This is a genomic window from Hymenobacter setariae (assembly GCF_007713685.1).
GTDB lineage: Bacteria > Bacteroidota > Bacteroidia > Cytophagales > Hymenobacteraceae > Hymenobacter > Hymenobacter setariae.
Genome location: NZ_VMRJ01000004.1, coordinates 102042 through 128969 on the forward strand (window position 1 = coordinate 102042; position 26928 = coordinate 128969).

Annotated in this window: 21 protein-coding genes; 12 read left to right on the forward strand and 9 right to left on the reverse strand. The window is 60.8% G+C overall.

Going from position 1 to position 26928, the window contains the following annotated elements; genetic code table 11:
- Nucleotides 1–175: 175 nt before the first annotated feature.
- From FNT36_RS15320 to FNT36_RS15365, 10 genes are all read left to right on the forward strand, one after another.
- Nucleotides 176–1531 carry an SWIM zinc finger family protein gene (locus FNT36_RS15320; protein ID WP_144849488.1) on the forward strand — a complete coding sequence of 452 codons (1356 nt, stop codon included), beginning with the start codon at nt 176–178 and terminating at the stop codon, nt 1529–1531.
- 37 nt (nt 1532–1568) lie between these two features.
- Entirely contained in the window at nt 1569–4631 is a 3063-nt protein-coding gene (locus FNT36_RS15325; protein ID WP_144849490.1) for a DUF6493 family protein, read from the forward strand.
- 5 nt (nt 4632–4636) lie between these two features.
- Nucleotides 4637–4945, forward strand: a complete 309-nt coding sequence (locus tag FNT36_RS15330) for a hypothetical protein (protein WP_233635958.1) — start codon at nt 4637–4639, stop codon at nt 4943–4945.
- A 125-nt stretch (nt 4946–5070) separates the two neighbouring features.
- Nucleotides 5071–7638 carry a DUF4132 domain-containing protein gene (locus FNT36_RS15335; RefSeq protein ID WP_144849492.1) on the forward strand — a complete coding sequence of 856 codons (2568 nt, stop codon included), beginning with the start codon at nt 5071–5073 and terminating at the stop codon, nt 7636–7638.
- 192 nt (nt 7639–7830) lie between these two features.
- Complete coding sequence (locus FNT36_RS25990) at nt 7831–8109, forward strand: DUF1294 domain-containing protein (protein ID WP_144849494.1); 279 nt, start codon at nt 7831–7833, stop codon at nt 8107–8109.
- Nucleotides 8110–8285: 176 nt separating this feature from the next.
- On the forward strand, nt 8286–8810 hold the full coding sequence (locus FNT36_RS15345) for an FKBP-type peptidyl-prolyl cis-trans isomerase (protein WP_144849496.1): 525 nt from the start codon (nt 8286–8288) through the stop codon (nt 8808–8810).
- Nucleotides 8811–8837: 27 nt separating this feature from the next.
- Nucleotides 8838–9581, forward strand: coding sequence for a 5-oxoprolinase subunit PxpB (gene pxpB / locus FNT36_RS15350; RefSeq protein ID WP_144849498.1), 744 nt, complete (start codon nt 8838–8840; stop codon nt 9579–9581).
- Nucleotides 9571–10593: a 5-oxoprolinase subunit C family protein gene (locus FNT36_RS15355; RefSeq protein ID WP_144849500.1), complete on the forward strand. Its 1023-nt coding sequence runs from the start codon at nt 9571–9573 to the stop codon at nt 10591–10593. The genes pxpB and FNT36_RS15355 overlap by 11 nt, the downstream gene beginning before the upstream one ends.
- Nucleotides 10594–10705: 112 nt before the next feature.
- Nucleotides 10706–11482: a LamB/YcsF family protein gene (locus FNT36_RS15360; RefSeq protein WP_144849502.1), complete on the forward strand. Its 777-nt coding sequence runs from the start codon at nt 10706–10708 to the stop codon at nt 11480–11482.
- A gap of 53 nt (nt 11483–11535) precedes the next feature.
- Nucleotides 11536–12678 carry an NRAMP family divalent metal transporter gene (locus FNT36_RS15365; RefSeq protein ID WP_233635959.1) on the forward strand — a complete coding sequence of 381 codons (1143 nt, stop codon included), beginning with the start codon at nt 11536–11538 and terminating at the stop codon, nt 12676–12678.
- Between the two features lie 17 nt (nt 12679–12695).
- On the opposite strand, the gene FNT36_RS25995 is transcribed toward FNT36_RS15365, so the two are convergent.
- Genes FNT36_RS25995 through FNT36_RS15375 form a run of 3 tightly spaced genes read right to left on the reverse strand, consistent with a single transcriptional unit; the run spans nt 12696 to nt 16746 of the window.
- Nucleotides 12696–12821 (reverse strand): DUF6756 family protein, encoded by a 126-nt coding sequence (locus FNT36_RS25995; protein ID WP_394348944.1) that lies wholly within the window; start codon nt 12819–12821, stop codon nt 12696–12698.
- On the reverse strand, nt 12790–13212 hold the full coding sequence (locus FNT36_RS15370) for a DUF6756 family protein (RefSeq protein WP_144849506.1): 423 nt from the start codon (nt 13210–13212) through the stop codon (nt 12790–12792). The genes FNT36_RS25995 and FNT36_RS15370 overlap by 32 nt, the downstream gene beginning before the upstream one ends.
- Nucleotides 13213–13218: 6 nt before the next feature.
- Nucleotides 13219–16746, reverse strand: coding sequence for a DEAD/DEAH box helicase (locus FNT36_RS15375; protein WP_144849508.1), 3528 nt, complete (start codon nt 16744–16746; stop codon nt 13219–13221).
- A gap of 136 nt (nt 16747–16882) precedes the next feature.
- On the opposite strand from FNT36_RS15375, the gene FNT36_RS15380 reads away from it, so the two are divergent.
- Entirely contained in the window at nt 16883–17749 is an 867-nt protein-coding gene (locus FNT36_RS15380) for a DUF7003 family protein (RefSeq protein WP_144849510.1), read from the forward strand.
- A 121-nt stretch (nt 17750–17870) separates the two neighbouring features.
- Here FNT36_RS15380 and FNT36_RS15385 read toward each other — a convergent pair whose 3' ends face one another.
- The 5 genes from FNT36_RS15385 to FNT36_RS15405 all read right to left on the reverse strand — a co-directional run bounded on the left by FNT36_RS15385 (nt 17871) and on the right by FNT36_RS15405 (nt 25314).
- Nucleotides 17871–20687, reverse strand: a complete 2817-nt coding sequence (locus FNT36_RS15385; RefSeq protein ID WP_144849512.1) for a S9 family peptidase — start codon at nt 20685–20687, stop codon at nt 17871–17873.
- Nucleotides 20688–20985: 298 nt separating this feature from the next.
- The gene (gldG, locus tag FNT36_RS15390; RefSeq protein WP_144849514.1) at nt 20986–22710 is read right to left on the reverse strand and encodes a gliding motility-associated ABC transporter substrate-binding protein GldG; all 1725 of its coding nucleotides are present in this window, start codon (nt 22708–22710) and stop codon (nt 20986–20988) included.
- Entirely contained in the window at nt 22711–23436 is a 726-nt protein-coding gene (gene gldF, locus FNT36_RS15395) for a gliding motility-associated ABC transporter permease subunit GldF (protein ID WP_144849516.1), read from the reverse strand.
- A gap of 122 nt (nt 23437–23558) precedes the next feature.
- Nucleotides 23559–24467: a gliding motility-associated ABC transporter ATP-binding subunit GldA gene (gene gldA / locus FNT36_RS15400; RefSeq protein ID WP_144849518.1), complete on the reverse strand. Its 909-nt coding sequence runs from the start codon at nt 24465–24467 to the stop codon at nt 23559–23561.
- Nucleotides 24468–24618: 151 nt separating this feature from the next.
- On the reverse strand, nt 24619–25314 hold the full coding sequence (locus FNT36_RS15405) for an SDR family oxidoreductase (protein WP_144849520.1): 696 nt from the start codon (nt 25312–25314) through the stop codon (nt 24619–24621).
- Between the two features lie 23 nt (nt 25315–25337).
- Here FNT36_RS15405 and FNT36_RS15410 point away from each other — a divergent pair, with 23 nt between their 5' ends.
- Nucleotides 25338–26105, forward strand: a complete 768-nt coding sequence (locus FNT36_RS15410; protein ID WP_144849522.1) for a GIN domain-containing protein — start codon at nt 25338–25340, stop codon at nt 26103–26105.
- A 43-nt stretch (nt 26106–26148) separates the two neighbouring features.
- Here FNT36_RS15410 and FNT36_RS15415 read toward each other — a convergent pair whose 3' ends face one another.
- Nucleotides 26149–26871, reverse strand: coding sequence for an SDR family oxidoreductase (locus tag FNT36_RS15415; protein WP_144849524.1), 723 nt, complete (start codon nt 26869–26871; stop codon nt 26149–26151).
- Between the last annotated feature and the right edge of the window lie 57 nt (nt 26872–26928).

Genomic DNA, 26928 nt, shown 5'->3' on the forward strand with positions numbered 1-26928 from the left:
CTCCCTTCTAAGGAATGGACTACTTCCTTTTGCCCATTACTAATTTCAATAGCTTAACAAGGAAGCAAACTTTATTTTTAGCAAAACTAATTTTGTTAGTAAAAGTATAAGCTCCGTAATGCACCTTTGCAGCAGAGAAACGACTGCTTCTCCGCCTATCCAACCTTTCTGAGCTATGTCGGAAACAACTTTTGCCTATGCCCAACCTTCGGCCCTGACTACTGGGGCCGAAGGCCAAGCGCTTCAACTCGCTGCCTACGCCGAAAATGCCCATATAAGCGGTGCAGCCTGCTTTTTCAGGGGCCAACTGCGTGATTCTTGGCTAACCGCCCGTGGACTAACCACGTTAGCCAAGGTCGTAGCCTCGCGCTTTGTGTCCCAAGCGGCGGTGTTGCGCGACCCCATCGTGACAGCCGGCGCTGGGCAGTTGCGCTTCGAGGCGTTTTCGTCGTGCAATGGCGTGTACGCCCGCCTCGACCTAGGGCCCACCGCCCTCGACGGTGAATTTGTGCAGAGCGGCACTACCAACGTCGATTTCAACGAGCCGATGGTAAACGCCCTCAGCCGCATCGGCCGCACCGAGCCGGTGCGCCTGAGCGTGGGCCAGCAAGAAGTGATCCTAGAGCGCGCCGCCGGCCACGTAACGGAGCGCAAAGTGACCCTGCCCGAGCGCTGGGTGAAGGGCCTGACCGCCGCGCAGGGCTACCTGGCCCAGATGGATGAAAAGCTGCGCCTCACCCGTACCCAGGCCGCCCAGCTGCTGCACGCCCTGCCCGCCGGCACCATCAAAACCGATATGTATATGCTGCTGCGGGGCCCTAGGGTGGTTTTTGCGCCCATGGGCGGACCAAGCTCGGTACTGGTGGGCGGCGCGCACCGGCTGCGCCTGCTCGATGGCCTGCTGCCCCTGAGCCAGGGCGCCCGCGTGTACGCTACGCCCGATGACCAAGCCTCGGCCATTGTACTGGACCTAGGCGGCGGGCACGAGTTTTTGCTAGCGCTGTCGGCTGGCGTCAACCGCGGGTTTTCAGGCGAGGGCACGCAGCTGGGTGCCATGCTCGACGAGCTACCGGCCGAGTGGCTGGCGGGTGCCAACAACCTGTTTCGGGGCAATGAAGTGTTTAACCCGACCCTCTTCGGCCTGGAGCACGACCTCGCGCCGGCCACTGTGGAGCGGCTGTGCGCCAGCCTCTCGGCCATGGGGCTGCTAGGCTTCGACCTGAGCACCAACCAATATTTCTACCGCCGCCTTCCCTTCAAAACCGACCGCATCCTGCGCCTCAACCCACGCCTTAAAAGCGCCCGCACCCTGCTCGACACGGCCGACGACGTGCAGCTGATGAGCCTAGGTAGCGGCGGCCGCACCGAGGCCCGCGTGCGCGGCACCGGCGTGTGGCACACCGTGCTGGTGGGTGGCGCCGAGCCACCACGCTGCACCTGCCAATGGTACAGCAGCCACCAAGGGGAGCGCGGCGTGTGCAAGCACGTGCTCGCGGCCCAGCTACGCTTTGAAGCAAAGCAAGCGGCCTAGATACAATAAGTTACGCAACCCTTTCACAGATAGTGCCATGACGAAGGTGGAGATTTTTGAGCGGCTGATTCGCCAGCATGGGCTGGCCGCGCTGGTGCCCTTCTTGCTACAGCTTACAAAGGAAGACATTGTGCCTATTCGGCAGAAGACTAAGGAGCTACAACGCGAGCTAGACCGCATTGTCGAAATCAGGCCGAACGCTTGGGGCAGCGCCGTGACGCCGGAGCAGAGCCGAATGCTGTTTTTGGCGAGCCTGCGCACGTACTCGCGCAAGGAGGCGATGAGCAACCAATTCTTTATCTGGGGCTTGCGCAACAGCGTTCGAGACAATGCGGCCGCTTTTTGGCAGGTGCTAGAGTGCGCCCGCCCCGCCTGGCTAACCGACTGGCTGCTACTACGCTCCGAAGCCAACGCCTGGGTAACAATTGAATACGCGCTGCTGCGCGAGCTGGAGCAGCGTGGCTTTATCGAGTTTCAGCCCCGGCTGTTTGCGCTGGCGGTGCCGGGGCTACTGAGCGACCTAGGGCAGGAATTCAACAGCCAGGATGTGCAGCCCAGCAACGCGCTGGCAGTGATTGCCGAGCGCCTGCGCCAGGACACAACGCTGCTGGAAAGGGACTTACCGCTGCTCTTCGACTTCGTTACGGGCGTAGATGGGGCGCGGGCGCATGTGCAAAAACAACGGCCTTCCAACTGGCACAACCTGCTGCCAAATTTCAGTTGGCCGGAGTGGAATGCGCAGAACCCAGCCCAAATCGTGACCTGGCAGCAGGTGCTGCGGCACTTGGCCGAGTCGGGCCACCTCGACCGGGCCGACCTGCTCACGCGCTGCCTGCTGGCTTTGCGCCGCGATTTCCGCCGCCCGCTGCTAGCGTGGTTTAAAGAGCTGTTTCTGAGCCTAAATCCAACGCTAGCCGAGCGCTTGGCGCGGCAAGCCGACCTAGTGGAGCTGCTGGCACATTCGCATCCGTTGGTCGTCAATTTTGCGATTGAGCAGCTCAAAAATGTGTGGCTGGAGCCGGGTTTCAACCTGGCTCCCTTGCTACTTTACGCCGATAACATCGTCACGCGACCCGACCTTAAAACGGGTCTTAAAAACCTGCTGAGCGGCCTAGGTAAGTTGTCCCAGCGGCAGGCCGCCCAGGCCCCCGCCGTGGCGCTGGTACTGGCCGCCGCCCTGGCCCACGCCGACAGTGCCGTGCAAGAGCGCGCCGCCAAAAGCCTGGCTAGTCTGTTGCAAGCCAAGAAACCAGTGCTCACGGCCGAAGCGCAAGCGGCTACCCATGCCGCTATCCAGGACCAAGCCGAACTACTGGCCGCGCCGGCCCGCCTGGTACTGGCCCCGTGGCTGGTAGCACCAACGGCTCTGGACCGGCCCAGCGTGCGCTACGCGCCGGTCACTCATTTTGTGCCAGATATTTCGGCTAACACGGCCATTGCACCGGTGGCCGATTGGCACGAGCTGCTGTTCTTGACGGGCGAAGTACTGCGCTACGATGTGCCCGCCGCGTTTGAGCGCTGGCTCGATGGCCTGCTGCGCCTGCAGGGGCAGCTACCGGCAGGATACGCGGAGCAGTTGCGCCCCTACCTGGTGCAGACGCTGCCTTTTTTGAAAGGTAAAACGGAGGCCCAGACGGAAACCATCCTGGCTGACAACCATGCCGGCGGCTACTGGGGTTTATCGCAGGCCTTGCTGCTAGGTTGGGCGCAGGGCTTCCGCACGCTGCGCGTACCGAGCGTGCACGTACAGGTCGACCACGATAATTCGGACCCACTGGTGCTGGTAGAGCGACAGCGCCTGGCCGCAGCCGAGCGGCACCTGCACGCTCGCACCGGGCTGCCGTTGCTCAGTACTCCCACCCACGAGCCGTACTGGATAGACCCTATACAGCTAATGGAAAGGTTATTATGTTACCAAGCTGCGCAACGGCTGCCCGATGCTGCCGACCTAGCAGTGGCCCTGGCTCGCACGGCCTACGCCGCCAGTTCGCCCGAGGTGTCGGCCCTAGCGGCGCAGCTTCAGCACGAGGGCCTGCGCGAGTTGCTAGGTTGGTTTTTATCGGAAGAAGATGCCGAGCCAGGTCTTACTTCGCCGGCCCGCAAGTCGGTGTTACAGCGCGTGGCGGCGGGCTTGCGTAGCCTGCTGCCGGGTGAAGATACTGCTGGCTACACGCTGGCTGAGGCCTTGCCATGGCTGTGGGCCGTGGCCGCTCGCACTAAGTTTCCGGAGCGCGAATTTGCAGAATGGCCCACCCTACTGGGGGCCGACTACCCCGGCGTGCGCGCCCTCTGGGCTGCGGCGTGGGAGTTGAAAGTAGAAACCACCAAGCACGTAGCCTACTGGCAACCCGGCAAGCCCGAAACCACCCTTCGCACCATAAAACTAGACTTTGCCAGCCAGTACACCAGCCAAGGCGCCCCATCGCCCCTGTTGCTTTACTCGCTACACGCCCGCTTTCGGGGTATGGCGCAGGCGCACTGGCAGTTGGGGTCAGTTATACGGTCGCTCTCCTCGCTGGTGCCGCACAACCTAAGCTCGCTACACTGGCACGTGGTGCGCTCGGCAGCCTGGACCGACCGGCTCGAAACCACAGAGCGCAATATTCTGCTGGCGGCGCTGCCCACGCTGCTAGACGAGGGGCCAGTATTCGCCGAGTCAACTACGATGCTACTGGCGGTCAGCCTTCTGCACCACACGCCTACTTGCCGGGCGCTGGCCCTAGAAGCCCTGCTCAGCGCCTGTGCTACGAGTCGCCTGCGGCCCGAGGTGCTGGGCAGCCTACTCGGCCGCCTGTTAGCCGCTGAATACGCGCCCTTGGCCCGCCTCGCCGACCTCCTGCCGCAGGCACAGGCCGTTTCGCCCGAAACGGATGATGCCCTAGCACAGACCCTCGATGCGCTGCTGCCCAAGCTACCCGCCGCCCCGCCCCGCAACTTGCGCAAGCTGCTGGAGCTTTACGCCGACCTTGTGGCTCGCACGGGTCGGCCAGTGCCCCCCGCTGTGCAGGGCCGCCTAGGTGAGTGGCGGGCCGCTGCCGCGCTTAAAAAGGTCCTCGATAACTTGCTGCCTTCCCCTATTACCTTGGCTACTTTTCACTAATTATTATGGCCCTGCTCACCATTCTAGACGAAACTGCCAGCGGCAGTATTATCAGCCGCCTTGAAGTAGAGATAACCCAGGAAATGCTCACCGTGCGCGAGCTGATAGCGCGGCGCGTGCACGACGAAGTAGCAGCCTACAACGCCCGGCAGACCGGCATGTTTCAAGGCTTGGTGCAGCCCACCGAGTCGGAGCGGGTGCTCAACGGCTACCGCCTGCGCCCCGCCAAGCTCATTGATGCCGAGCAGCAGACCTACCGCGCCCTCGAAGCCTTTCAAAACAATGGCTTTTTCCTGCTTGTGAACGACCGCTAGGCCGAGAGCCTCGACGAGGAAGTATGGCTCGGGGCCGGCGCCACGGCCAGCTTCGTGAAGCTGACGCCGCTGGTGGGCGGTTGAAGTGTAAGGCGTTGCCTTAAAACAGTTAGCTTATTTCTTCTATGGCTAAGTCCTCCAAGTTTCGATTAGCTGCGCTGCCCGCCGATGCCAGCCCGGCCAGTGTGGAGATGCAGCCGGTGCTGCAACAGCTTATTCAGGAAGCTGGCGCTACGGCCAACTGGCACAGCGCCGTTACTGAGCTGCCGGTGTACCAGGCCGCCCGAGCGGCCGATGCCGCCTACCGGGGCCGCCTGGCGCTAGCCGCCGTAGTAGCCTTGCGCGCCAACGAAGGCCGCATTCGCACCACCTGCCTGCGGCTGCTCGAAGGACTTAGCCGCATGACGCTGGAGTTGAGCGAGGCTGAGTTTATCGAGCTTTTGCAGTCCTACGGGTTGGTATTTGATGCACCCGCTACAGGCGGCTCGGCGGCTCCCAATCTCTCTATCGTCCGCGATGCGCTGGTTTTTCCGGTGGGCCTCACCCTAGGCCAGCTCGAAAAGGCCGCGAAGAAACGGGGCCTAGGCGCGCCCCTAGTAACTTATCTGCACCAATTTTTGGCCGCCACCGAGCGTGAGGCCACGGGCTACCGAGCCAGCGATATCGTGAAGCTGCATCATCGCCTCCAAGCTATCTTGGGCCTAGGCGATGCGGACAGCCGGCCGGTTGTCACCTTTCCGGCTAGCGAGCCTTTTGGGCAGGCACTCAACGCATTTGCAGCCAGCCTTCCTGATGCGGATGTCGCCACCCTACCCTGGCTGCGGCTGCTTCAGCTATGGACCAAAGCCAGCGGCGGCCAGCCCACCGCCAAGTTTCGCAAGGAGCTGGATGCCGCTGCCGAAGCCGTAGGCCCGGCCGCCGTGCGCCAGCAAAGCGCCCAGTGGCTGGCCCTGCTTGCAACTATGCCGGTGGTCGAAACTTCTCAAACTATTGATTACGGCCACGGCAATACACGCACCTACATCAGCTACCTCTACTTGCAGGAGGCCAACGTGGCAGTGGCCAAGGGCTTAGTCTGGACGGTAGCCCCGCTGGCCGATGACGAGGTGCGGCACCACTTGGCCGAATTAGCGGTGAAGTGCTATCGCAAGATTCCGGGTCAGGGGCCGGTAACGGTGGCCCTAGGTAATGCCTGCCTGTTGGCACTGTCGCAAAACGGCCTGCCCGGCGTGTCGGCCCTGGCGCGGGTGCGGCCCAAAATCAAGCAGACCAACACGCAGGAGCTGATTGCCGGCTACATCACTAGCGCCTCGCAAGCCCTGGGAGTAAGTCCGGCCGAAATTGAGGATATGGCCATGCCTGACTTTGGCCTGACCAATGGCCAACTAACAGAAACCCTAGGTGACTACACCGCCACCCTCACGCTAGCTGATGGCAAAGCAGACGTACAGTGGGTCAAAGCTGACAAGCCCCTCAAAACCGCTCCCACCGCTCTTAAGGCCACCCACGCCGACGAGCTCAAAGAGCTGAAAAACGCTCAGGCGCAGGCCCAGCAAACCTACACTGCTCAGCGCGACCGCCTCGACCGCACGTTCGTGGATGAGCGCCGCATTGCGTGGTCGTGGTTTGAGCAAAACTATTTCAACCACGGCCTGATGAGCTTGTTAGCCCGCCCGCTCATCTGGCGGCTGCACCAGCCCAATGGCTCGTTTGAGGATGCGCTGTGGGTAGGCGATGCCTGGCGCAACGTGCGCGGCCAGCCCGTGCTTGCCCCCACAGCCGATACGCAGCTGCAACTCTGGCATCCGGTGCTGGCAACTCCAGCCGAGGTGCTGGCCTGGCGCGAGTTGCTCGAACGCCACCAGCTGCGCCAGCCCCTCAAGCAGGCCTTCCGAGAGGTCTACCTGCTCACGCCGCCCGAGGAGCACACCCGCACCTACTCCAACCGCATGGCCGCGCACGTGCTCAAGCAGCACCAATTCAACTCCCTGGCCAAGCTACGGGGCTGGAAATACAGCCTCCTAGGTGCCTACGACAAGGGCTACGAGTCGGACAAGGCCACACTAGCGCTGCCTACCCAGCAGCTACGCGCCGAGTTTTGGGTGAGCGAGGTAAACGCCGACGATGCCTGGAACGACACCGGCATCTACCTCTACATCAGCACCGACCAGGTACGCTTTCTGCGCGGCGAAGAAGTGGTGCCGCTGACCGAAATCCCGGCGCTGACCTTCTCCGAAGTGACGCGCGACGTGGACCTGTTTGTGGGCGTGGCTAGCGTGGGCAACGACCCGCTCTGGCGCGACAACGGCGGCCTAGTGCAGTACCGCGACTACTGGCAGCACTATAGCTTTGGCGAACTGGGTGAAGTTGCCAAAAACCGCAAGCTGGCCTTGGAGCGCCTGGTGCCTCGTCTCAAAATCGGCAAGGTGAGCGAGCTAACCGACCGGTTTCTGGTTGTGCGTGGCAAGCTGCGCACCTACAAAATCCACCTAGGCAGCGGCAACATCCTAATGGAGCCCAACGACCAGTACCTCTGCATCGTGCCCGACCGCTCGGCCAAAAACACGGGTACGGCTGATGTATTCCTACCCTTCGAGGGCGATGCCGTACTGTCCATCATCCTCAGCAAAGCCCTCCTTCTGATGGACGACAACAAGATTACTGACGACACAATAGTGCGGCAAATCAAATAGTCGACTAAACTTGGCACCTTCGACCTAAAACGTGTCTGGGATTTGCATAAAATATCCTCTTCACTGTCCGTACTATTGAGCTTGCTGGCTCCTCTCCAGCTTCTTCCGTAGGCCTAAGTGAAGCGGTCAAAATGCATTGGCAAGCTTCCGCAGGACCGAAATCAAAATAAGACTTAAGGCCTTACCTTATATATGCCGCAAATAGCATTGTTCATTCTTTTATCTTTCAACACCTTATGCTTTCTATTGTTTACTATAGACAAACGCAAAGCACAGCGAGGGCAGCGGCGCATTTCTGAAAAAACTTTGCACCTGGCTACGTTACCGGGCGCAGCGGTCGGTGCCTGGGCAGCCATTCTGCTACTACACCACAAGAATCGGAAGCCGGCGTTTTGGGGCGTGACCTTACTGCTTACGTTGGTACAAGGAGCGTTCTTTTATGTAGTAGTACTGCCGCATCTTCGGGGGTAGGGCCAGCCGCCTTCATAACTGCTACCTTGCTAGCACTAGTACTGCCTTGAGTACGCACTTGCGCCACAGCGCTACCTAGGGGACTTTTTGTTGACTTGTCAACTGAATTAGTTCGGCGGGTTAGAGCTCGCCTCATTACGAACTGGGCCGGCCGCTACTTTTACCAAAAAACACTTATGCCCTTCCGTTTTTCTATCCTGGCCACGCGGCTAGCCTTCGTCTTGCTGCTGACCACGCCCAGCCTGTTTTTAACTGCCTGCGGCAATAGTGAGAACACCGTGGCCGCCAACGTAGACTACACCAAAGCCGATGAGGCGCTCATCCAAAAGTATCTAGCAGATAATAAGATAACGACCGCCCAACGGCAGCCCTCAGGCCTGTACTACGTGCCTACCAAGGCCGCGCCTACCGGTACGTCCGCGGTTGCCGGCAAAACGGTATCAGTACTATACACTGGCGAATTGCTCGACGGCACCGTCTTCGATGCGTCGGCCAAGCATGGCAATGAACCCTTCAGCTTCGTGCTGGGCGAGGGCAAGGTTATTTCGGGCTGGGACCAAGGTATCGCTTTGATGCACAAGGGTGAAAAAGGCGTCTTACTGCTGCCCTCGGCGCTTGGCTACGGCCCTGATGGCGCGGGTTCCGACATTCCGCCCAATGCCGTGCTGCGCTTCGAGGTCGAACTGCTAGACGTGCAATAGGCTCGCCCCACCATAAAACGGCCTTCGATGTCTGCTCCCGAAACTAGCATTACCACCGCATTTCAACCTTCGCCGCAGTTCTTCCCGCTGGGCGATGCGGCCGTGGTTGTGCAGTTTGGCGAGAGCATCAGCTTGGCTACGCACTTGGCTATTCAGTCGCTTAATGACTACCTAGGGCAGCAGCCCTTTGCTGGACTGCGCGAATGCGTGCCCGCCTTTACAACCCTCACAGTGTACTACGACCCCTGGCTGGTGAGCGAGCAGGGCCACTACCTACCCTACGAGCGGGTGTGTGCGGTTTTGCAACAGCGGCTATTGTCGGCACCCCCTGCCCCGATAGTTATCTACCACACCGTCGAGATTCCCGTGTGCTACGGCGGCGACCTAGGGCCCGATTTAGCGGCCGTGGCCCAATATACCGGGCTCATGCCGGCCGAGGTCATTGCCCGTCATTCGGCCCCGGAGTACTTAGTGTATATGCTAGGCTTCGCACCTGGCTTCCCCTACCTAGGGAGGCTGGACGCGCGCCTCGCTACCCCGCGCCGGGCTGAGCCTCGCACGCTAGTGCCAGCTGGCGCGGTCGGCATTGCGGGCGCGCAAACAGGCATTTACTCACTGCCCACGCCGGGCGGCTGGCAGCTCATCGGGCGCACGCCCTTGCGCTTATTTGACCCCGCGGCCAACCCGCCCACACTGCTGCGCGCCGGGCAGCACCTGCGCTTCGTGCCCATCAGCGAAACCGAATTTCACTGCCTGTCGCATGAGCCTTAGCGTCGTTCGCCCCGGCCTACTCACAACGGTGCAAGACCTTGGCCGGCTTGGCTACCAGCACCTAGGCGTGGTACTGAGCGGCGCGCTTGATGCTGTGGCCCTACGCGTAGCCAACCTGCTAGTAGGCAACCCCCAAAATGCCGCTGGCCTCGAAATCACGCTTCTTGGCCCTATTATTCGCTTCGAAACCGACTCCCTCATTGCCCTCACCGGAGCCGACCTCTCGCCCACCCTAGATGGCCAGCCCGCGCCGCTGCACCGGCCGGTGGCCGTGTGGGCGGGCACAGTGCTGGCGTTTGGCGCGGCGCGAGCGGGCTGCCGCGCCTACTTGGCTGTGGCGGGCGGCCTGGCTGTGCCGCAGGTGCTGGGCAGCCGCGCTACCTACCTGCGCGCTGGCCTAGGGGGCTGGCACGGCCGCGCCCTGCGGGCCGGCGACGAGCTGCCAGTAGGCACGTTTTCGCCGGTTGCCCAGCAACTATGGCAGCTACTTGCACCGGCCAGCTGGTCCGCGCCTTGGGTTGCTGCCCGCTGGCTGGCCAGCCCGGCACTATGCCCAACGCCGCATGCACAGCCGGTTATTCGGGCAGTGCGCGGGCCCGAATATGAGCAGTTTACCGAAGCCAGCCAGCGCGCCTTCTGGCATGAGCCGTTCGTTATAACCCCCGCCGCTGACCGCATGGGCTACCGCCTGCAAGGCCCGGCGCTGACACGCGACACGGCCCCCGAATTATTGTCGAGCGCCGTCACCTTTGGCACGATGCAGGTGCCGCCGGGTGGCCAGCCCATCGTGCTCTTAGCCGACGCCCAAACCACCGGCGGATATCCTCGCCTAGCCCAGGTTATCACCGCCGATTTTGGGGCGCTGGCGCAGGCCGCGCCGGGGCAGGCGCTACGCTTTCAAGAAGTGTCGCTAGCCGAGGCGCAGGCGCTGTACCTTGCGCAAGAACGGCGGCTGCAAGAGTTGCGGCAGGCTATCGAATGGAAATTAGATAGCTTATCGGCTTCTGTTTAGAGTCATGCTAACCGCAGGAAATCATCTTGCTTGCTATTGCCAACAAACCGCATTACTGTACCACGCGAGATGCTTCCCTGCGTACAAATGACAGCTATAAAAGGATTACTGTATGACCCCATCCCCTACCGTTGACCTGAACTGCGACATGGGCGAAAGCTTCGGCGCCTGGACGCTGGGCAACGATGCCGCCCTGATGCCCTACCTCACGTCGGCCAATATTGCCTGCGGCTTCCACGCCGGCGACCCGGCCGTGATGCGCCAGACCGTGTGCCTGGCCCTGCAACACAACATAGCCATTGGCGTGCATCCGGGCCTGCCCGACTTGGCGGGTTTTGGGCGGCGTAATATGGATATCTCAGCCGATGAAGCCTTTGAGATGGTGGTGTACCAACTCGGCGCCCTAGGGGCCGTGGCCCGGGCCGAGGGCGGCGTGCTGCACCATGTGAAGCCCCACGGCGCGCTCTACAACATGGCCGCCACCAATGCCGCGCTGGCCCAAGCCATTGCCGAGGCCGTGTACAAGGTGCAGCCCGAGTTGGTGCTCTACGGCTTGGCCGGCTCCGAATTGACTAAGGCCGGCGAGAAAATCGGCCTGCGCACTGCTCACGAAGTATTTGCCGACCGCACCTACCAGGCCAACGGCACGCTCACTCCCCGCCGCCAGCCCGACGCCCTCATTACCAGCGCCGACGCAGCCATTGCGCAGGTCTTGCGCATGGTACAGGGCGGTTGGGTACGCACGCAGCAGGGCCAAGAAATCGCCATCAAAGCCGACACTATCTGCCTGCACGGCGATGGCGCCCACGCCCTAGAGTTCGCGCAGCAGCTCAGCCAAGCTCTGCGCGAAGCGGGGGTAAAACTGGCCCGCCCGGCCGCCGCCAAATGAGGCCCCTCAAAGTAAGGTGGTTCGGAGGAGCCAGCCTAGGGGCGGCATTTTTGATGGCTAACTCGTCTATCGGGCCGGGCTTTCTGACCCAGACGACCGTTTTTACCCAGCAGCTGCTCACCAGCTTCGGGTTCGTCATTCTGGTGTCGGTGGTGCTCGATGTGGGCGCGCAGCTCAATACCTGGCGTATTCTCACGGTGAGCGAGTTGCGGGCACAGGACCTGGCCAACAAGCTACTGCCGGGTCTCGGCTACGCGCTGGCGACGCTGGTCATCCTAGGTGGCTTTGCCTTCAACATTGGCAACATCGCGGGCTGCGGCCTGGGGCTGAACGTGCTCACGGGCCTGTCGTTTGAGCAGGGCGCGGTTATCAGCTGCGTAGTGGCGCTGGTGCTGTTTTGGGTGCGCGAGGTGGGCCAGATGCTCGACGGCTTCACCAAGATTTTGGGCACCGTCAAAATTTTGCTGACCCTAGGTATTGCCATCAGCGCGCACCCGCCGCTGGGCGAGGCGCTGCACCACACGCTGCTGCCGGCCAAGCTCAGCGCGGCGGCCATCGTCACGATAGTGGGTGGCACGGTGGGCGGCTACATCACGTTTTCGGGGGCGCACCGGCTGCTCGATGCGGGCATCAAAGGCCCCGGCAGCGTGGCAGAAGTCAACCGCAGCGCCGTGAGCGGCATCGTCATTTCGACCATCATGCGGTTTGTGCTGTTTTTGGCCATCGTGGGGGTGCTCACCCACGGCGCCACGCTCGACAAGGACAACCCCGCGGCGGGCGTATTCCGGGCCGCGGCGGGCGAGGTCGGCTTTCGGGTGTTCGGCGTCATTTTGTGGAGCGCGGCCATCTCGTCGGTGGTGGGCGCGGCCTACACGTCGGTGTCGTTTTTCAAGACCTTTCACCCGGTGTTTGCGCGCTATGAGCGAGTGTGTATCTCGGTGTTCATCATTCTATCCACCAGCATTTTCGTGCTCGTCGGCAAGCCTACGCAGCTGCTGGTTTTTGCCGGCGCCATCAATGGCCTGATACTGCCCATCGCGCTGGCCGTGGTGCTCATTGCCGCTACCAGCCGCCGCCTCATGGGCACCTACCACCACCCCCGCTGGATGCTGGCCGCCGGTTGGGTCGTGGTTTTTATCATGGGCGGACTGAGCGTGCCGGTACTTGTGGAGCAGGTGGGGAATTTAGTGCGGTGAAGAAGTATTAACTAATCCTAGGCTAAAGTAGCTTCTAGTTGCCGCAGCTTAGCTGGCATAATACCCCCCGTGGCGTACAAAACATTGTGGTGGTCGACACAAAGTAGCCACTCATATTTTTTTAGATATGAGGTAAATCTCATCCAGCAGACAACACTCGCTTATTATTTGCTGGATGGCTTCAACGCAACCTTCGTAAAGCCAAAACTTCGTGCTTTCATTGACCGTGTTGTTCAGCATCAGCCATACAGTTTCCTGCTTGTCTACAAGTTGTGTTAATAAGAAATCAGGTAATACTCCCGGCCGATGCCATGCCTGCGTTTCCAGCTTGAAATGCTCCCATAACCACGTTGGACGTGCTTTTGGACTGCTCAGCTTACAAAAAGTGTAGTAAATCCGCTCTTCAATACCCTCCCATTCACGCAACCCTAGTGGTCGAAATTGATTTTCTGACAATGCCAACTGCTGCCGTACCTGCTCAACCTCAGTACGCAGTGACAAGGCACTTTCCCAGCGAGTTTTGGCTCGTAGCATGCGTGATTAAATAGTGGTCGATGTTCCTATCCCACACCGCAGCAGCAGCGCCGCGTGGTGCGGTGCGCGGCGCAATATCTCCTCGTTGCCCAGCAAAATGAGCTGCTGGCGCGCCCGCGTGAGGGCTACGTTGAGCTTGCGGTCTACTTGGCCAGTTTCGTCGGGCGAGACCATGAGCTCTAGCTGGTGCTCTTGGTGGCAGCAGAAGCTCACGATAATCACTTCGCGCTGAGAGCCTTGGTAGCGCTCCACGGTATCGACGCTGATGTGCAGCAGGCCGGGTAAGTCCAATTCTATGGCCAGCTGCGCGAGGCGGGCGCGGATGCGGGCGGCCTGGTTGCGATAGCTGGCGATGATACCTAGGGTACTTTCGGGGTTGAAGTTACGGCCGTAGCCCTGGGCCACGTAGGCTGCGGCGCGGGCGGCTAGCTCGGCTTCTTGGGCCGATTCCTTCATCGACAGGTCTTCGGGCTGGCGGCGGGTGGGCACGAAGATGAGGCGTTGGTTTTGAATCCGTTGCTGAAACGCGTCGGCGGGCGCGGGCCAGGTCAGCCGGCTCAGCGGCTCGTGCTGCCACAGCATGGGGCAGCGCAGCAGGCCTTCGTAGAAGTCGTCGTTTACCAGCGCCACCAGCTCCGAGTGCATGCGGTAGTGGTCGGCCAGGGTGCCGTGGGCGTGGGGCCAGTGCGCTTCGGCCCGCTTGAAGAGGCGCTCGAAATACGAGTTGCGCAGGTTGCTTAGACCTAGCTCCTGGCGCAGCAAGCCGGCGGCTTCGGGGGCGATGGCGCTGGCTTCGGGTTCCTGGGTTACCACGGCGGGCAGCTGGCGGTGGTCGCCGATGAGGATAAACTTGGGCACTTTGGCCAGTAGCGCCAGCATGGGGCCTTCGAGCACCTGGCTGGCTTCGTCCACCACGGCTAGGTCGAACTGCTTGAGCAAGAACAGCTCGGGCTTACCCAACAGGCTGGCCACGGTGCCCACATAGAACGGGCAGCCGGTGAGGCGCGCCCGCACCGTTTGGCGATTGGGGCAGTCGCGTATCATGTTATCGAGCAGGTAGGGCCGGTACTGCGCCGACGTGCCTAGCCGCGAGCCCACCCGGATAAACGGCAGGTTGGCCGCCACCAGCTGCTCGCAGATTTCATCGACGGCGCGGTTGGTGTAGGCGGCCAGCAGGGCCTGCTTGTCGTCTTTGTAGAGGCGCTCGGCCAGCTCGCGCAGTACGGCGCGGGTTTTGCCGGTGCCGGGCGGGCCGCAGAGCACAAACCAATCGGGCGCGGCCAGGGCGCGGCGCACCACTTCGGGCGCGGTGATGGCGGGCGGCGCGGCGGCATCCCAGCCTTCAGGCGGGCGCGGACCGGTGCGGGCCATGAGGCGCTGGCGGCGCTCAGGCGCCAGACCTAGGAAGGCCGACAAGCCCGCCCATTCGCGCCGAAAGGTGTCGTAGGTATCGGGCTCCAAGGCCCAGTGCGAATGACCAGCCAGGTAGCGCGGGGCCAGGCGGCGATTGCGCACGCTCAGCACCACGAGGCCGTCGGCGGTGAGGTCTTCGGCGAGCGTCACCTTCACCACTTGGGCGTCGAGCACGCTGAGCTGGTGGTCTTGGCCGTGCTTGCGGCGCGGGTAGAGAATGAGCGTGTCGCCGGCCCGGAAGTTCACTTCTTTGCCGCCCACCGGGCGCCGGAAGATGAGGTGCGGCCCTAGGCCGTCGCGGGCAGTGTCGTCGGCGCTGCTGTGGTCTTCAAGGAGTTCGAGCTCATCGAGCAGGCTGAAATTCTGCTGCTTGCGGGCGGCAGGCAGGCGCCAGAGACCGGCTTGGCCGCCCCCATCGCCGGGGCGCGAGTCGTCGCCGAGCAAAGTCAGGCGCATTTCGCGGGCCACAAAACGCGTCATTTCGAGGCAATAGGCGCGCTCTACGGGGTCGGCAGCGGCCCAGGCATTGGCGATTTTCTCGGCCTTGGTGCGGCCGAAGCTAGGCAACGCAGTGAGGTTAGGATGTAGCACCGGGCTCAGCAGCTTCTCGACCTGGGCGGGCGTGGTAGCGCGGGCCAGCTGCAACTCAGTGCCCACGAGCTGGTTGCGGGCCATGAGTAAGCGGTCTACCAGCTCGGCATCCTGGTCCACGCGGCGCACGGCCGACTGGTCAAGCGTTGCATTGGAGTACAAGATGCTGGTGCGGCCCCGACCGGCCGTTTCGCCATCGGCCCCGAATACCGATTCGAGCAGCAAGCGGTAGAGCTGGGCCTGGGCGGCGTGGTTGCTCCAGGGCTCAGCGTGCGGCACTTTGGTCGAGCTTTTCAGCTCCACGATGTCGTAGCCGGTGGGGCTTTCGTGCAAGAGGTCGAGGCGGCCCTGCAAGCCGTAGGTAGCCGACAAAAACGCCGGCTCCAGAAAGCAATCGGCCACCCGCAAGGGTTGTTGCTGGTAGCCCGTACGGCTGCCCGCAATGAAGCCTTGCACCCGCGTATTGCGCAAGGTCTGGTACTGGCGGCGCAGGTCGTTGAGCAGTTCGGGTACGCCGTTGCGGGTCTGAAACTCGGGCAGCGCGCTAATGGTGAGCGGATTGGAGCGAAAAAGTCGCTTCTTGAAAAAGCCCTCTAGGTCAAACTCCGTGGCCCGGCTCACCGGCTCCTCCGCAAACTCGATTTTGCCGGTGGCCTCGTCTACCTCGGCCAGCACGGCGGCCGGGGGTAGGCTGGCCCACTCATCCTGCCGGGCGGCGTGGCTCACTTCCTCGTCCAGCAGCATGTTCACCAGGTTGCCGACTACCAGTGGGCGCGAGGTTTCATCGGGCTGAAACGCCTTGAGCAGCGCCCAATCGGGCAGGGTGCCGCCCGCCTGCGCGCACTCCGCAATGGTGGTGACGCTCACCAGGTAATCGGGCTCCAGCACCACGCGGCGCGGCCGGATGTGGCCATTGGGCTGCGCTACGGGGTTAACGAGGTGCAGCACCGGGTGCAGGGCGGCGGCCAGGGGCAGCAGGTTGTCGTAGGCGGCGGGCAGGTCAACAGTGAACGGGCCGCTGGGCCGGTTGTCGGCGGGCACACATAACTCGGCCGTGAGCTGGCCGGTCCCTAGGTCGGCGTGCAGCACCTGCACCCGCCACACCGGGCTGGCGGCGGGCACCGGCGCCTCGGCCTCCAGCAGGGCGATAGCTTGCTCTTCGGCACTAGCTACGGCTCCGGCTGGTAGCGGGCCCGTGTACGCCGCGCCGCTGAGGTGGCGCACCAATTCGGCCACGGCCACAAAGCCGGTAGCTACTTCAGCCGCCTTACCAGGATAGCTTTCGTGCAGTACCAGGTTGGCCACGAGGCGCAGGTTTTGGAGCTGGCGGCGCAGCAGCGGCGGCAGGTTGTGGTCGTAAGCCACGAGGCCGATGGCCTGGCTGAGGTCGGCAAAGGGCGCTTCGCGGCGCTTGCACTCGTCGCGCAACACCTTCTCCAGCAGCTGGCGCAGCTTGGGAAGCTGGTCGGCGGGTGTGGCGGCGGGCGCGCTGGCTAACGCGGCGAGGCGGGCGTAATACGTTTCGGACAAAATCGGGCAGCAGAAAACTATGCTTAAAGGTAGACAAGCCAGACCGCAAAGCTCAAGTGACCAAGTATACTTTGCGTCTTCGTAGCGATAAGCACCTATTGTGGTGCGATTGCTTAACCTTTTAGCTGAATGCTTTATGGCTACAATTGAGCAAATTCTACACACACTAGACCATTCCAACGACAATTACTACTGCTCGTTTGTATCGCTTGGACATCCATACTCCTACCTGATTGATTCTCGCTTGAATCTGTTCCGTGCTGACGAGCAATGGGCAATTGTAGTAGAAAGGTTAGGTTATAACCCGCGAGGTGGCAGCATTGAGCTTGAGCTGTTTTACTATGGCAACTGCTTAATTAACCTTGAAGAATACAACAACCGTTACACTAATTCTTACGGCACTAGCCCTATCGAGTGGGAAGATTATTTAGCTGCCACGGCCGAAGAATTACTTAATTCGGAAGCCACTACCATACTAGTGCGTGGCACGCCTATCGCGCTTACGCACGACCTAGCGGCCTATGCGCAGGCCGGCATTGAGCTAGTGGAGTATGAGCCGGGGCGCATCACGATGGATGAGGCCGGCCGGTTGCTGGTCCGCGACCATGCCGCTTTGTTTCGGGCCACCGACCAAGAGCTTTACAAGTCGCTGCCCAAGCACTTGCAAAAGATACTTGTACTTGATGAATGGCACCACCGCGATTTTGACCAATCGCTCCCCATAGAAACTTCACCCACGACAGTAGAAGCTGTTTATCAAACCAATCAAGCTAGCTTAAAAGCCGCTGGCATCAGCTTAGATGCTCTAGCTGCTTCCATGCAAGCCCAACAGGAACGCACCATTCAGCAAAACCAAGAAGCGTGGGAAAATGACCGCCCTAGCAGCTACGAAACGTGGCAGCAATTGGCGGCAGTACTCGCTACTGGCGATACCAGCCAATATCGCCCCACACTGCCACCAAATACGCATTGGCGCAACTGGCCTGATTCAGGCTCTTTATAGACAAACTGTCTAAATAGAATTGGCCGTACGCATCTTCTCGCGGCCCCTAGGAAGGACATAAAAAGGGCGCGCCACAATCGCGGCGCGCCCTTTTTATGTCCTTCCCTAAGCCCTAGATAGGCTACTGCTTCGAGATTTCTAGGCCCCAGTTTCTACCTTTCTCGACGGCGGGCACACCTTTCTCCAGCCACACGGGCGCGGGCGCGCCCTTGAGGTAATGGTCGAAGAATTGCAGCTCGCGAATAGAAATATCCTTGCGGTTTTCGCGCTTCACCAAGTTGTGGGCCTCGCCATTGTATTGCAGCAGCCACACGGGCTTACCTAGGCGGCGCAGGTCGGTGAACATCTCGATGCCCTGGTACCACGGCACGGCCCCGTCGGCATCGTTGGACATGATAACGACCGGCGTTTGCACCTTAGGCAGCGAAAACAGCGGCGAATTGCGGATGTAGACCTCGGGCTTTTCCCAGAGCGTGGCCCCAATGCGGCTCTGGGTGCGCTCGTACTGAAACTGCCGGCTCATGCCCGACTCCCAGCGGATACCGCCGTAGGCCGACGTCATGTTCACGACTGGCGCGCCGGCCCAGGCGGCGGCGTACATGTTGGTTTGGGTGATGAGGTAGGCCACCTGGTAGCCGCCCCAGCTCTGGCCCTGGATGCCGATGTGGGCGCCATTGACCCAGCTGTTTTTCTTGAGGCTTTCCACGCCCGAGTTCACAAACTCCACGGCCGAAGGGCCGGGCTCGCCGATAGTGTAGCTGATGTCGGGCGTGAACACGAGGTAGCCATTGCTGGCAAACAGCGCAATGTCGAGGCGCGAGGGCGTGGGCGCCGGCGCCGTGTACTTGTACAAACCGTCGGACAGCTTCTCATAGAAGTAGGCCACCATCGGGTACTTTTTGGCGGGGTCGAAGTTCTCCGGCTTGTAGAGCACGCCGGTGGCGGGGAAGCCCTTGGGGGTGGTCCAGTGCACCAGCTCGGCCGTAAACCAATTGTAGTCCTTCTGCTGCGGATTGATGCTGCTGAGCTTGGTTTCCTGGCGCAGGTCGCGGCTAGCGTAGAGGTCGGCCGGCTGGCTCACGCTCGATTTGGTGTAGACGAATTCGTCGGCGTGCTTCGCTTGTAGCAGCGGCGAGTACCCCACGGGGCCCATTGCCACCGGCTGCGGGGCGGCCGTGCTGGCAATGTTCTTTTTGTAGAAGCCCCACTGCTTGTTGGTTTCGTTTTGCACCAGCAGCCACAGGTTGTCTTTGGGCTCGATAAACTTCTGCTTTTCGACCGGCATGCGGTACCGAAAAATGAGCTTATCGCGCCGCCCTACCCCACTGGTGAAGTTGGTGGCTGCGCCGGACCTAGGGTCTATTTTCCAGATATCGTAGCGGTCAAAAATTAGCACGGCCGCGTCGTCTTTGGTCCACGCCGCCACGCCATAGGGCTGTGGGTCTTCAGGCGAGTCGTTTTCCTCGTCGGCGAAGGCCACCTTGGTTTTGGCCGTCAGATTGGTGGTTTGGTGGCTGGCTACCGCGTACGAAAACCAGTTTTTCGACTCGAAGTCGTACCACACCACATACTTGCCCTGGGGCGACAGTTGGAAACGACTCTTGGCCGCTTTGGGGTTGATAGCCAGCCGCTCGCCGGTGCGCGTCGACACCAGGTAAGCTTGTTTCAGGGTGCTGCCTTGCCACTGCATCGCTACGCGCTTGGCGGTGTCGGTCACGGCCAGCACGTACTCGGCGTTGTTTTGCTCGGCCACAAACGAGTCGCGCAGGTACTCGTCTTCTAGCTGCACAAACTTGCCCGCCTGCCGCGGGTAAATGACCGCTAGATAGTTGCGCTGCAAGTCTTTCTTCAAGGTTTTTAGCTGCATTGGTTGCAGGTAGTCGTCCTTGTAGTTCCAGATATCGAGTTTGGCGTGCTCAAAATCCACCAGCGTCGTATCCTGCGGAATGGGGTCGGGGGAGGTGCCAAAGAACAGCTTCTCGCCGTTGTCGCTGAACACCACCTTTCCAAACCCGCTGGGCGACCAACCTTTTTTTAGCCCATTAGCGCTGGGTGCGGCAAGCAGCCGGGCGCTGTCGCCGCCAAAATCGGAGTAGTACAGGCTAAAAGGCTTCACCAACGCCTTCTCCGGGTGCTTTTCGGCCGTGAAGGCTAGCTGCTTGCCGGCGTCATCGAAGGCCAGGTTTTTGTACACGCCCTTGCCCGAGCTGAGCTTGCGCAGGGTGCCAGTCGCTAGGTCATACACGTACAGGCCCGACTTCACGGTTTTGCTACCCCTAGGGGCCGACACGGCAAACGCCACCTTATTGCCCAGCTTGCTGATTTGGTAATCAGTCACGGACTCAAACGTCCGCAGCTGGCCATTAATCAAGTTGATAACCGTGAGCGGCGCCCCGTCCTTCTTCACTTCCAACAGCCGGTCCGTGATTTTCTTAACGGTATCGACGGGCGCTTTTTTTACAGAATCCTTGCTGGTCGGCTTCAAGGCTAGGAAGGCCACAGCAGAGGCCTCCTCGGCCACCTGAAACGACTTCACGTTGGCGTACTTGGTAAGCTTGCCGGTGGCCAGCGTATAGATACCTAGGGAATCCTTCGGCATCTGGTCTGGCTTTTTCTTTTTAATCCGGGCCTGACGCACGTCCTGGTAACGCGGCTTGATGCTGAACACCGCATACCGAGAATCGGCGGTAAACAGCGCCGAATCGCCCCGGCTTACCTGCCGCAACGTCTTGTTACCCGTCGTTTTCAGGTAGAGCACCCCATCGCCCTGCTGCGGCTTTACTTGAAACAGCACGTACTTACCGTTGTGGCTGATGCGCTGATTGGCAACGCTTTGCCACTGGTCGTAAACGGAGTGGTCGAGGGGCTTTTTGGGCGCTTGCTGCGCCAACACGGGCTGGCAAGCCAAGCCAGCAAGTAGGAGTAAATATTTAGGCATTCGGAACGGAGAAGCTGAAACGCAACCAAAGCGGCAGCTACAAGGGCGAATGTAGCCCCCCTAGGGCTGCGCCGCAACTTTAACAATTTCCTACCTAATCTCCTCGTAATACCACTGGCCCCTATGTTAGGCAGTAGCATAAACTAGCTTCTGCCCGACCTAGGGGCCGCATTAGGAACACTATACAGTAGCGACCCGCTGTTGCGCGGACTTTGTAGTCCGCGTTTAAGCATGCGAAGTCGCGGACTACAAAGTCCGCGCAACGGCAGGCTGCTACTCTCCAAAATATCTGCCTACCCTAAAACCGCGCGTAGCGCCGCTTGCGCGACCACGCCCGCACGGCCCCAAATAGCGCTAGCAGCACCAGCGGGGCACCCAAGTTCAGCGCTTGCCAAGCCTGGCGCTTCTCAGCGAGTTGCACTTTGTTGAGGGGGCGCAGGGTGATTTGCTTGCCGCGCACGGCGATGAGGCCGGTTTCGTCGAGCAAGTAGTCGGTGGCGTTGAGGATGAGCTCGCGGTTGGCAAACTCGGTGCTGGAGAGGCGGTCGTAACCTAGGCGCATGGGGCGCTGCGACTTGGGGTCCACGTCGTTGCGCAGGAAGTCGCCGTCCGAAATGACCAAGATTTTGCTGGGCTGGGCGTTGGGGTTTTGGTCGGGCTGGTACTTCGTGGTGCCGGGCTCGGCGCGGTTGGCGAACAGCGAGCGGAATTGGCCTTCGAGCAAGTAGCCCACTGACTGGTAGCTATCCTTATAGAGCTTGGGGTTGGGCTCCAGGCGGGCATCGTTGAAGTTGATGGGCACTGGCGCGGGCAGCATGCGCGTGTAGCGCGAGGTGCTCATAAGCTGCGTTTTGCGCACGCCCACGGCCTTCACCGTATCGATGTTGCCTACAAACTTCAGGTACACCGCATCGAGGTTGCGCGTGATGGGGTTAGCGCTAAAGCGGTTGATGAGCGGATAGAGCTGCCAGGGCAGCGGCTCGATTTTGGGCTTGTTGCCGGTCATGCCCGTCACCAGCGGAATTTGCCCACAGTTGAGGTCGAGCAGCATGTTCTGATTCAGCCGCACGCCGTAGCGGAACAGCAAGTCGTCGAGGTTCAGGTTATAGGGCGTGGCCAGGGCGGCGCCGTTGCGGCTCACGCTGTCGAGGTCTACGCGCAGGGCATCCACGAAAAACATGGCCCGCCCGCCGTGGGTGATGAACTGGTCGAGGCGGAATTTCTCGACTTCCGAATAGGGCTTTTGGGGCTTGGCCACCACCACTGCGTCGAGGTTGCCGCGCAGGTCCTTAACCTGGTTTAGGTCCACCCGAAACACGTCGTAGTTCTGCGACCACGCCGTGAGGATGTCGGCCATCTGCAAGTTGGTCAGCTCGTCGTGGCCGGTAATCACCCCTAGGCGACGCTTGGTGCCGCCGGGAGGTGCTACCTGCCGGATGGTGCTGGCCAGCTCGTATTCGAGGCCTTCCACACTCTGGTTGAGGCGCTCTTCGGGGGCGGCCACCTGGCTGCCGCGTAGCAGCAGCACGTTGCGGGTTTGGCCACCGGCTTGAACCACGGCCCACGGGAAGATGAGCTTTTCGATGCGCTTGCCGTTCTCATTGGCCCCTAGGTTGGTGGGCTTGAGGCCTTTCTTGAGCAGCGTTTGGTAGAACTGATTGCGCCCGGCCTCAGTGCCAGCCGCGCTGGGGTCGATGAAAACGTAGTTCAGGTTGCCGCCGCCGTACACCTGCATCTCGGTGAGGGTTTCGCGCGCGGCCTGTTCGAGGCGGCGGAAGGCGGGCGGAAAGTCGCCGGTTAGGTACACCGTCACGGTTACCGGCTGCTTGAGGTTGGTGAGCAGCTGCTTAGTGGCTGGCGACATGGTGTAGCGCTTTTCCTCCGTCAGGTCGAGGCGAAAGAAGAAGCGCTGGGCCACGAAATTCAACACAAACAGCGCGCCGATGATAGCGGCAAAGCGTAGCAAATCCTGGCGCTTGCGCGAGGGGGCGGGAACCGCCGAGGTAGTCGTAGTGGGTTCCATTTACCAGTTGCGGCTGCGCAGGGCCAGCCGGGTGCCCAGCAGGGCCACGGCTACCACGGTGAGAAAATACAGCACGTCGCGTGAGTCAATCAGCCCCTTGCTAAGGTCGCGGTAGTGCGCCGCAATCCCAAGCTGACTGATGTAATACGCCGGCGCCCCATCGAAAACCGAGGCCAGCGAATCGAAGCCCGTGTACACCAGAAAGCACGCCACCACGGCCAGCACGAAAGCGATAATCTGGTCGCGGGTGAGGGCCGAGGCCAGCACGCCCAGCGCCGCGAACACCGCCGCCAGTAGTCCTAGGCCCAGGTACGAGCCCACCGTAGCCGCCGAGTCGATGTTACCAGCCGGCGAGCCCAGCTTGTACACCGAGAAGTAGTACAGCAGCGTGGGTACCAGCGCCAACAGCGCTAGCAGCAAGCAGGCCAGGTACTTACCGCCTACCAATTGCCCGTCGGTGAGCGGGCGGGTCAGCAGCAACTCTATCGTACCCGCCTTCTTCTCCTCGGCGAAGGTGCGCATGGTAATGGCCGGAATCAGCAGCAGGAAAATCCAGGGCGCGAGGTTAAACAGCGATTGCAGGTCGGCGTAGCCGTAGTCAAGCACGCTGCTATCGGGAAACACCCACACAAACAGGCCGGTAGCCACCAAAAACACGCCGATGACGACATAGGCCACCGGCGAGTTAAGGAAGGCGTTGAATTCTTTTTGTAAAATGGTAAGCATCGACTTCTGTCATGCTGAGCCTGCGAAGCATCTTATCATGCTCGCTTAACTCCTTTGTAATAATTAACTCTGACGAAAGCGGCCACGATAAGATGCTTCCTTCGTCAGCATGACAAACGAATCTACTTTGTCAGCTCCCCAAACACAGCCTCTAGACTCTGCTGCTCCTGCCGCAGCCCTAGCAGCAGCCAGCCCTGCTCCACGGCTAGGCGCGATACGGCGGAACGCACGTCGGTACCCGGCGCGGTGCGGATGAGCACGACGCCCGCCCCAGCCGTCTCCACGGCGCGAACACCGGGCAGAGCGGCCAGCGGCGCTGTTGTCACGGGGCCTTCAAACTCGGCGCGGAGCACGGTTTCGCCAGCGGCGCGGGCGGCTAGCTCGGCCACGGGGGCATCGGCCACGAGCTTACCCCTGCTGATAATAACCACGCGGGAGCACAGCGCCGTGACTTCGGGCAAAATGTGCGTACTGAAAATGACCGTTTTGTCTTCTCCCAGCTCGCGGATGAGCTGGCGGATTTCGCTTATTTGGTTGGGGTCAAGGCCAGTGGTAGGCTCGTCGAGGATGAGCACGTCAGGGTCGTGCACCAGGGCCTGGGCCAAGCCCACGCGCTGGCGGTAGCCTTTGCTGAGGGCGCCGATTTGCTTGTTTTGCTCGCGGGTGAGGCCCACTTTTTGCACCAGGTTGGCCACGCGCTGGCGCAGGTCGCGGCCCTTTAGCCCGTGCACCCCGCCGATAAATTCGAGGTACTCATGCACGTACATATCGAGGTAGAGCGGGTTGTGCTCGGGCAGGTAGCCCACTCGGCGTCGCACCGCAATGGGGTCTTGCTGCACATCAAAGCCCGCGATGCGCACCGTGCCCGCCGTGGGCGGCAGGTACCCTAGGGCGATTTTCATCGTGGTGCTTTTGCCCGCGCCGTTGGGACCTAGGAAGCCCACAATTTCGCCCTTCCCGGCCTGGAAGCTGATACCGTCCACGGCGTTTTGCGAGCCGTAGGTTTTAATTAAGTGTTCTACCTCAACCATGTAGGCTTGGGTTTAGGAGCAATTATGTTTTGCGTTCGTCATGCTGAGCTTGCGAAGCATCCTGTCACGTTAAGAGTAGCAATCCCAACATGACAAGATGCTTCGCAAGCTCAGCATGACAAACGTTTTCGACGTGGCTTTCGACTGAAAGCTACTTCTTCACGTTGGCCGGCCGCAGCTGAATTTCCGAAATCATCGTTACCTCTGGCGCTTCTAAGGCGTGGATAATGGCGTCGGCAATGTCTTCGGGCTGCATCTTGTAAGGGTCGGGCTCGGTGCCGGGCTGTGCTCCGTTGAAGTTGGTTTCGACCGAGCCGGGCATCACGCAGGTGACGCGGATGCCGTCGGGGCGCACTTCCTTGAATAGCGCATCGGAGAAGCCGCGCACGGCGTACTTGGTGGCGCAGTAGCCGGCCAGATTGGCGGTGCCGGCCGTGGCGGCCAGCGAGGCTACGTTGATGATGTGGCCAGCGTGCTGCTTTTTCATCTGCGGCAGCGCAGCGCGGGTGCAGTAAAATAGGCCGTTGACATTGGTATCGAACATGGCGTGCCAGTCTTCCGACTTAAACCCGTCGATGGGCCCAAATACGCCTAGGCCGGCGTTGTTGACCAGCACGTGAATTTCCAGCCCTAGCTCGCGCTGGGTGTTAGTGAAGGCTTCGGCCACGACGTGCTCGTCGCGCACGTCGCACTCAAAAAACAGGAACCGCTCGTTGTCTAGGTCCTCGGGGGCACGGCGGCCCCAGCCGGCCACGGCGGCACCACGGGCTAGTAGGGCTTCGGCGGTGGCACGGCCAATACCGCTGCTCACGCCCGTCACGATGGCTACTTTTCCGGTCAGGTCCATATTTTTAACGAAATTTTAGCAGGATGGCTTTTTCAATACGACTGCAAAGTAAGGCCCTAGGCCGGCTGCAACGCGGCGCATGCCTGCTGGCGGGTGTTACGTGCCTCAGCGCCTGCGGGTCGGAAATAGATTGCCTGAAGAGCAATGGCGCTATAGTAACGCAGCGACGAGCCGTGGACCGCCGCACGCGCACGGTGATTGTATACGACAACGTGACCCTGACCATCGTGCCCGATACCGCTGCCTATGCCGAAGTGCGGGCCGGCGAGCACGTCATTGACGGGCTCACGCTCACTTATCAAGACGCGCACACGCTGGTGCTCAACAATACCAACCGCTGCAACTGGACGCGCAGCTACGATACCCCCTACGAGGTGCGCCTGCACGCGCCTGCTCTCTACGACGTGCGGCAGCTTGGCTATGGCCTCATTCGCACGGATAGCCATTGGACTAAAGACACGCTATTTGTGCACCTGCTCGCCGACGGCGACATTCAACTCGACGTGTCTAGCAAGTACTTATACACTGATATGTGGGAACTGGGCGACATGACACTCAGCGGCACCGCCGATGTCTTTCACCCGCTAGTGGGTGGTGTGGGCTTCCTCTACGCGGGCGGCCTCAAGGCAACTGCTTGCTACTTCGAAACGACACGCACCAGCTTTGGCGATGCTCACTTGCAGGCTACCCAGCTCCTAGGTGGTGTCGCTGCGGGCCGGGGCACTGTGTATTACAACGGCAACCCCACTATTTTTTACAACAACGGGCCGAGCAAGGTGGTGAAGCAGTAAGCTGCTAAAACGTGGAAGTGGCTTTAGCCATCATTTTTGCGCTTCATAATAAATCACCTAGCTGAGGCCGAATAATTAATTCTTCCACTACAGCCTGGGGCGAGAGACTAAAGGCTGAGAATACGGCCTCAGCTACGTCTTCGCAGCGAATGAAGCGCTCGGGTTCTACCCCTACCCCGTCCCAACTGCGGGTGAGCGTAGCGCCGGGCAGCACGGCAGTCACCCGGATGCCCTGGCTTTTCAGCTCCTCACGCAAGGTTTTGGTAAAGCCCAGCAGTGCAAACTTGGCAATGCCATACGAGCCGCCATTGGGGTAGGCCATTAAGCTGGCCGTCGAGCATATTGTAAAAATGTGCCCAGTTTTTTGCGTCAAAAAAGTGGGCAGCAGCGCGCGCGTCACGTCATACGCGCTTAGTAGGTTGGCGCTCAGCATGTCGCGCAGGCGCGAGCCATCGGCGGGCTCGTCTTGCAGGCGGCCGGGCATGAATGCGCCCGCATTGTTTAGGAGGGACGCCAGCGGGAAGCCCAAGTCTTTCACAAACGCAGCAAAGCGCTGGCACTCGGCCCATTGCCCTAGGTCAGCGGCCAAGGTGTGCAGTCTGGTATGCGCAGCTTCGGGCAGCGTGCCCCGCAGCTGCGCCATCCCTTCGGCCGAGCGGGCGCAAGTGGCCACATGGTAGCCGGCTTGCAAAAAGCGCTCTACCAATGCTCGGCCAATACCCTGGCTACCGCCCGTCACGACAACTAATTGCGAAGAAGAATCCACTGTTTTTCGGTTTTTTACGTATGACGCGCCTAGGTGCTCTCCCACCGTGAGCGCGGG

Excerpts from the sequence above, each read along its gene's own strand:
- FNT36_RS15320 (WP_144849488.1), top strand. The coding sequence starts at position 176 with ATGTCGGAAACAACTTTTGCCTATGCCCAACCTTCGGCCCTGACTACT.
- FNT36_RS15325 (WP_144849490.1), top strand. The coding sequence starts at position 1,569 with ATGACGAAGGTGGAGATTTTTGAGCGGCTGATTCGCCAGCATGGGCTG.
- FNT36_RS15330 (WP_233635958.1), top strand. The coding sequence starts at position 4,637 with ATGGCCCTGCTCACCATTCTAGACGAAACTGCCAGCGGCAGTATTATC.
- FNT36_RS15335 (WP_144849492.1), top strand. The coding sequence starts at position 5,071 with ATGGCTAAGTCCTCCAAGTTTCGATTAGCTGCGCTGCCCGCCGATGCC.
- FNT36_RS25990 (WP_144849494.1), top strand. The coding sequence starts at position 7,831 with ATGCCGCAAATAGCATTGTTCATTCTTTTATCTTTCAACACCTTATGC.
- FNT36_RS15345 (WP_144849496.1), top strand. The coding sequence starts at position 8,286 with ATGCCCTTCCGTTTTTCTATCCTGGCCACGCGGCTAGCCTTCGTCTTG.
- pxpB (WP_144849498.1), top strand. The coding sequence starts at position 8,838 with ATGTCTGCTCCCGAAACTAGCATTACCACCGCATTTCAACCTTCGCCG.
- FNT36_RS15355 (WP_144849500.1), top strand. The coding sequence starts at position 9,571 with ATGAGCCTTAGCGTCGTTCGCCCCGGCCTACTCACAACGGTGCAAGAC.
- FNT36_RS15360 (WP_144849502.1), top strand. The coding sequence starts at position 10,706 with ATGACCCCATCCCCTACCGTTGACCTGAACTGCGACATGGGCGAAAGC.
- FNT36_RS15365 (WP_233635959.1), top strand. The coding sequence starts at position 11,536 with ATGGCTAACTCGTCTATCGGGCCGGGCTTTCTGACCCAGACGACCGTT.
- FNT36_RS25995 (WP_394348944.1), bottom strand. The coding sequence starts at position 12,821 with ATGAGATTTACCTCATATCTAAAAAAATATGAGTGGCTACTTTGTGTC.
- FNT36_RS15370 (WP_144849506.1), bottom strand. The coding sequence starts at position 13,212 with ATGCTACGAGCCAAAACTCGCTGGGAAAGTGCCTTGTCACTGCGTACT.
- FNT36_RS15380 (WP_144849510.1), top strand. The coding sequence starts at position 16,883 with ATGGCTACAATTGAGCAAATTCTACACACACTAGACCATTCCAACGAC.
- FNT36_RS15385 (WP_144849512.1), bottom strand. The coding sequence starts at position 20,687 with ATGCCTAAATATTTACTCCTACTTGCTGGCTTGGCTTGCCAGCCCGTG.
- gldG (WP_144849514.1), bottom strand. The coding sequence starts at position 22,710 with ATGGAACCCACTACGACTACCTCGGCGGTTCCCGCCCCCTCGCGCAAG.
- gldF (WP_144849516.1), bottom strand. The coding sequence starts at position 23,436 with ATGCTTACCATTTTACAAAAAGAATTCAACGCCTTCCTTAACTCGCCG.
- gldA (WP_144849518.1), bottom strand. The coding sequence starts at position 24,467 with ATGGTTGAGGTAGAACACTTAATTAAAACCTACGGCTCGCAAAACGCC.
- FNT36_RS15405 (WP_144849520.1), bottom strand. The coding sequence starts at position 25,314 with ATGGACCTGACCGGAAAAGTAGCCATCGTGACGGGCGTGAGCAGCGGT.
- FNT36_RS15410 (WP_144849522.1), top strand. The coding sequence starts at position 25,338 with ATGGCTTTTTCAATACGACTGCAAAGTAAGGCCCTAGGCCGGCTGCAA.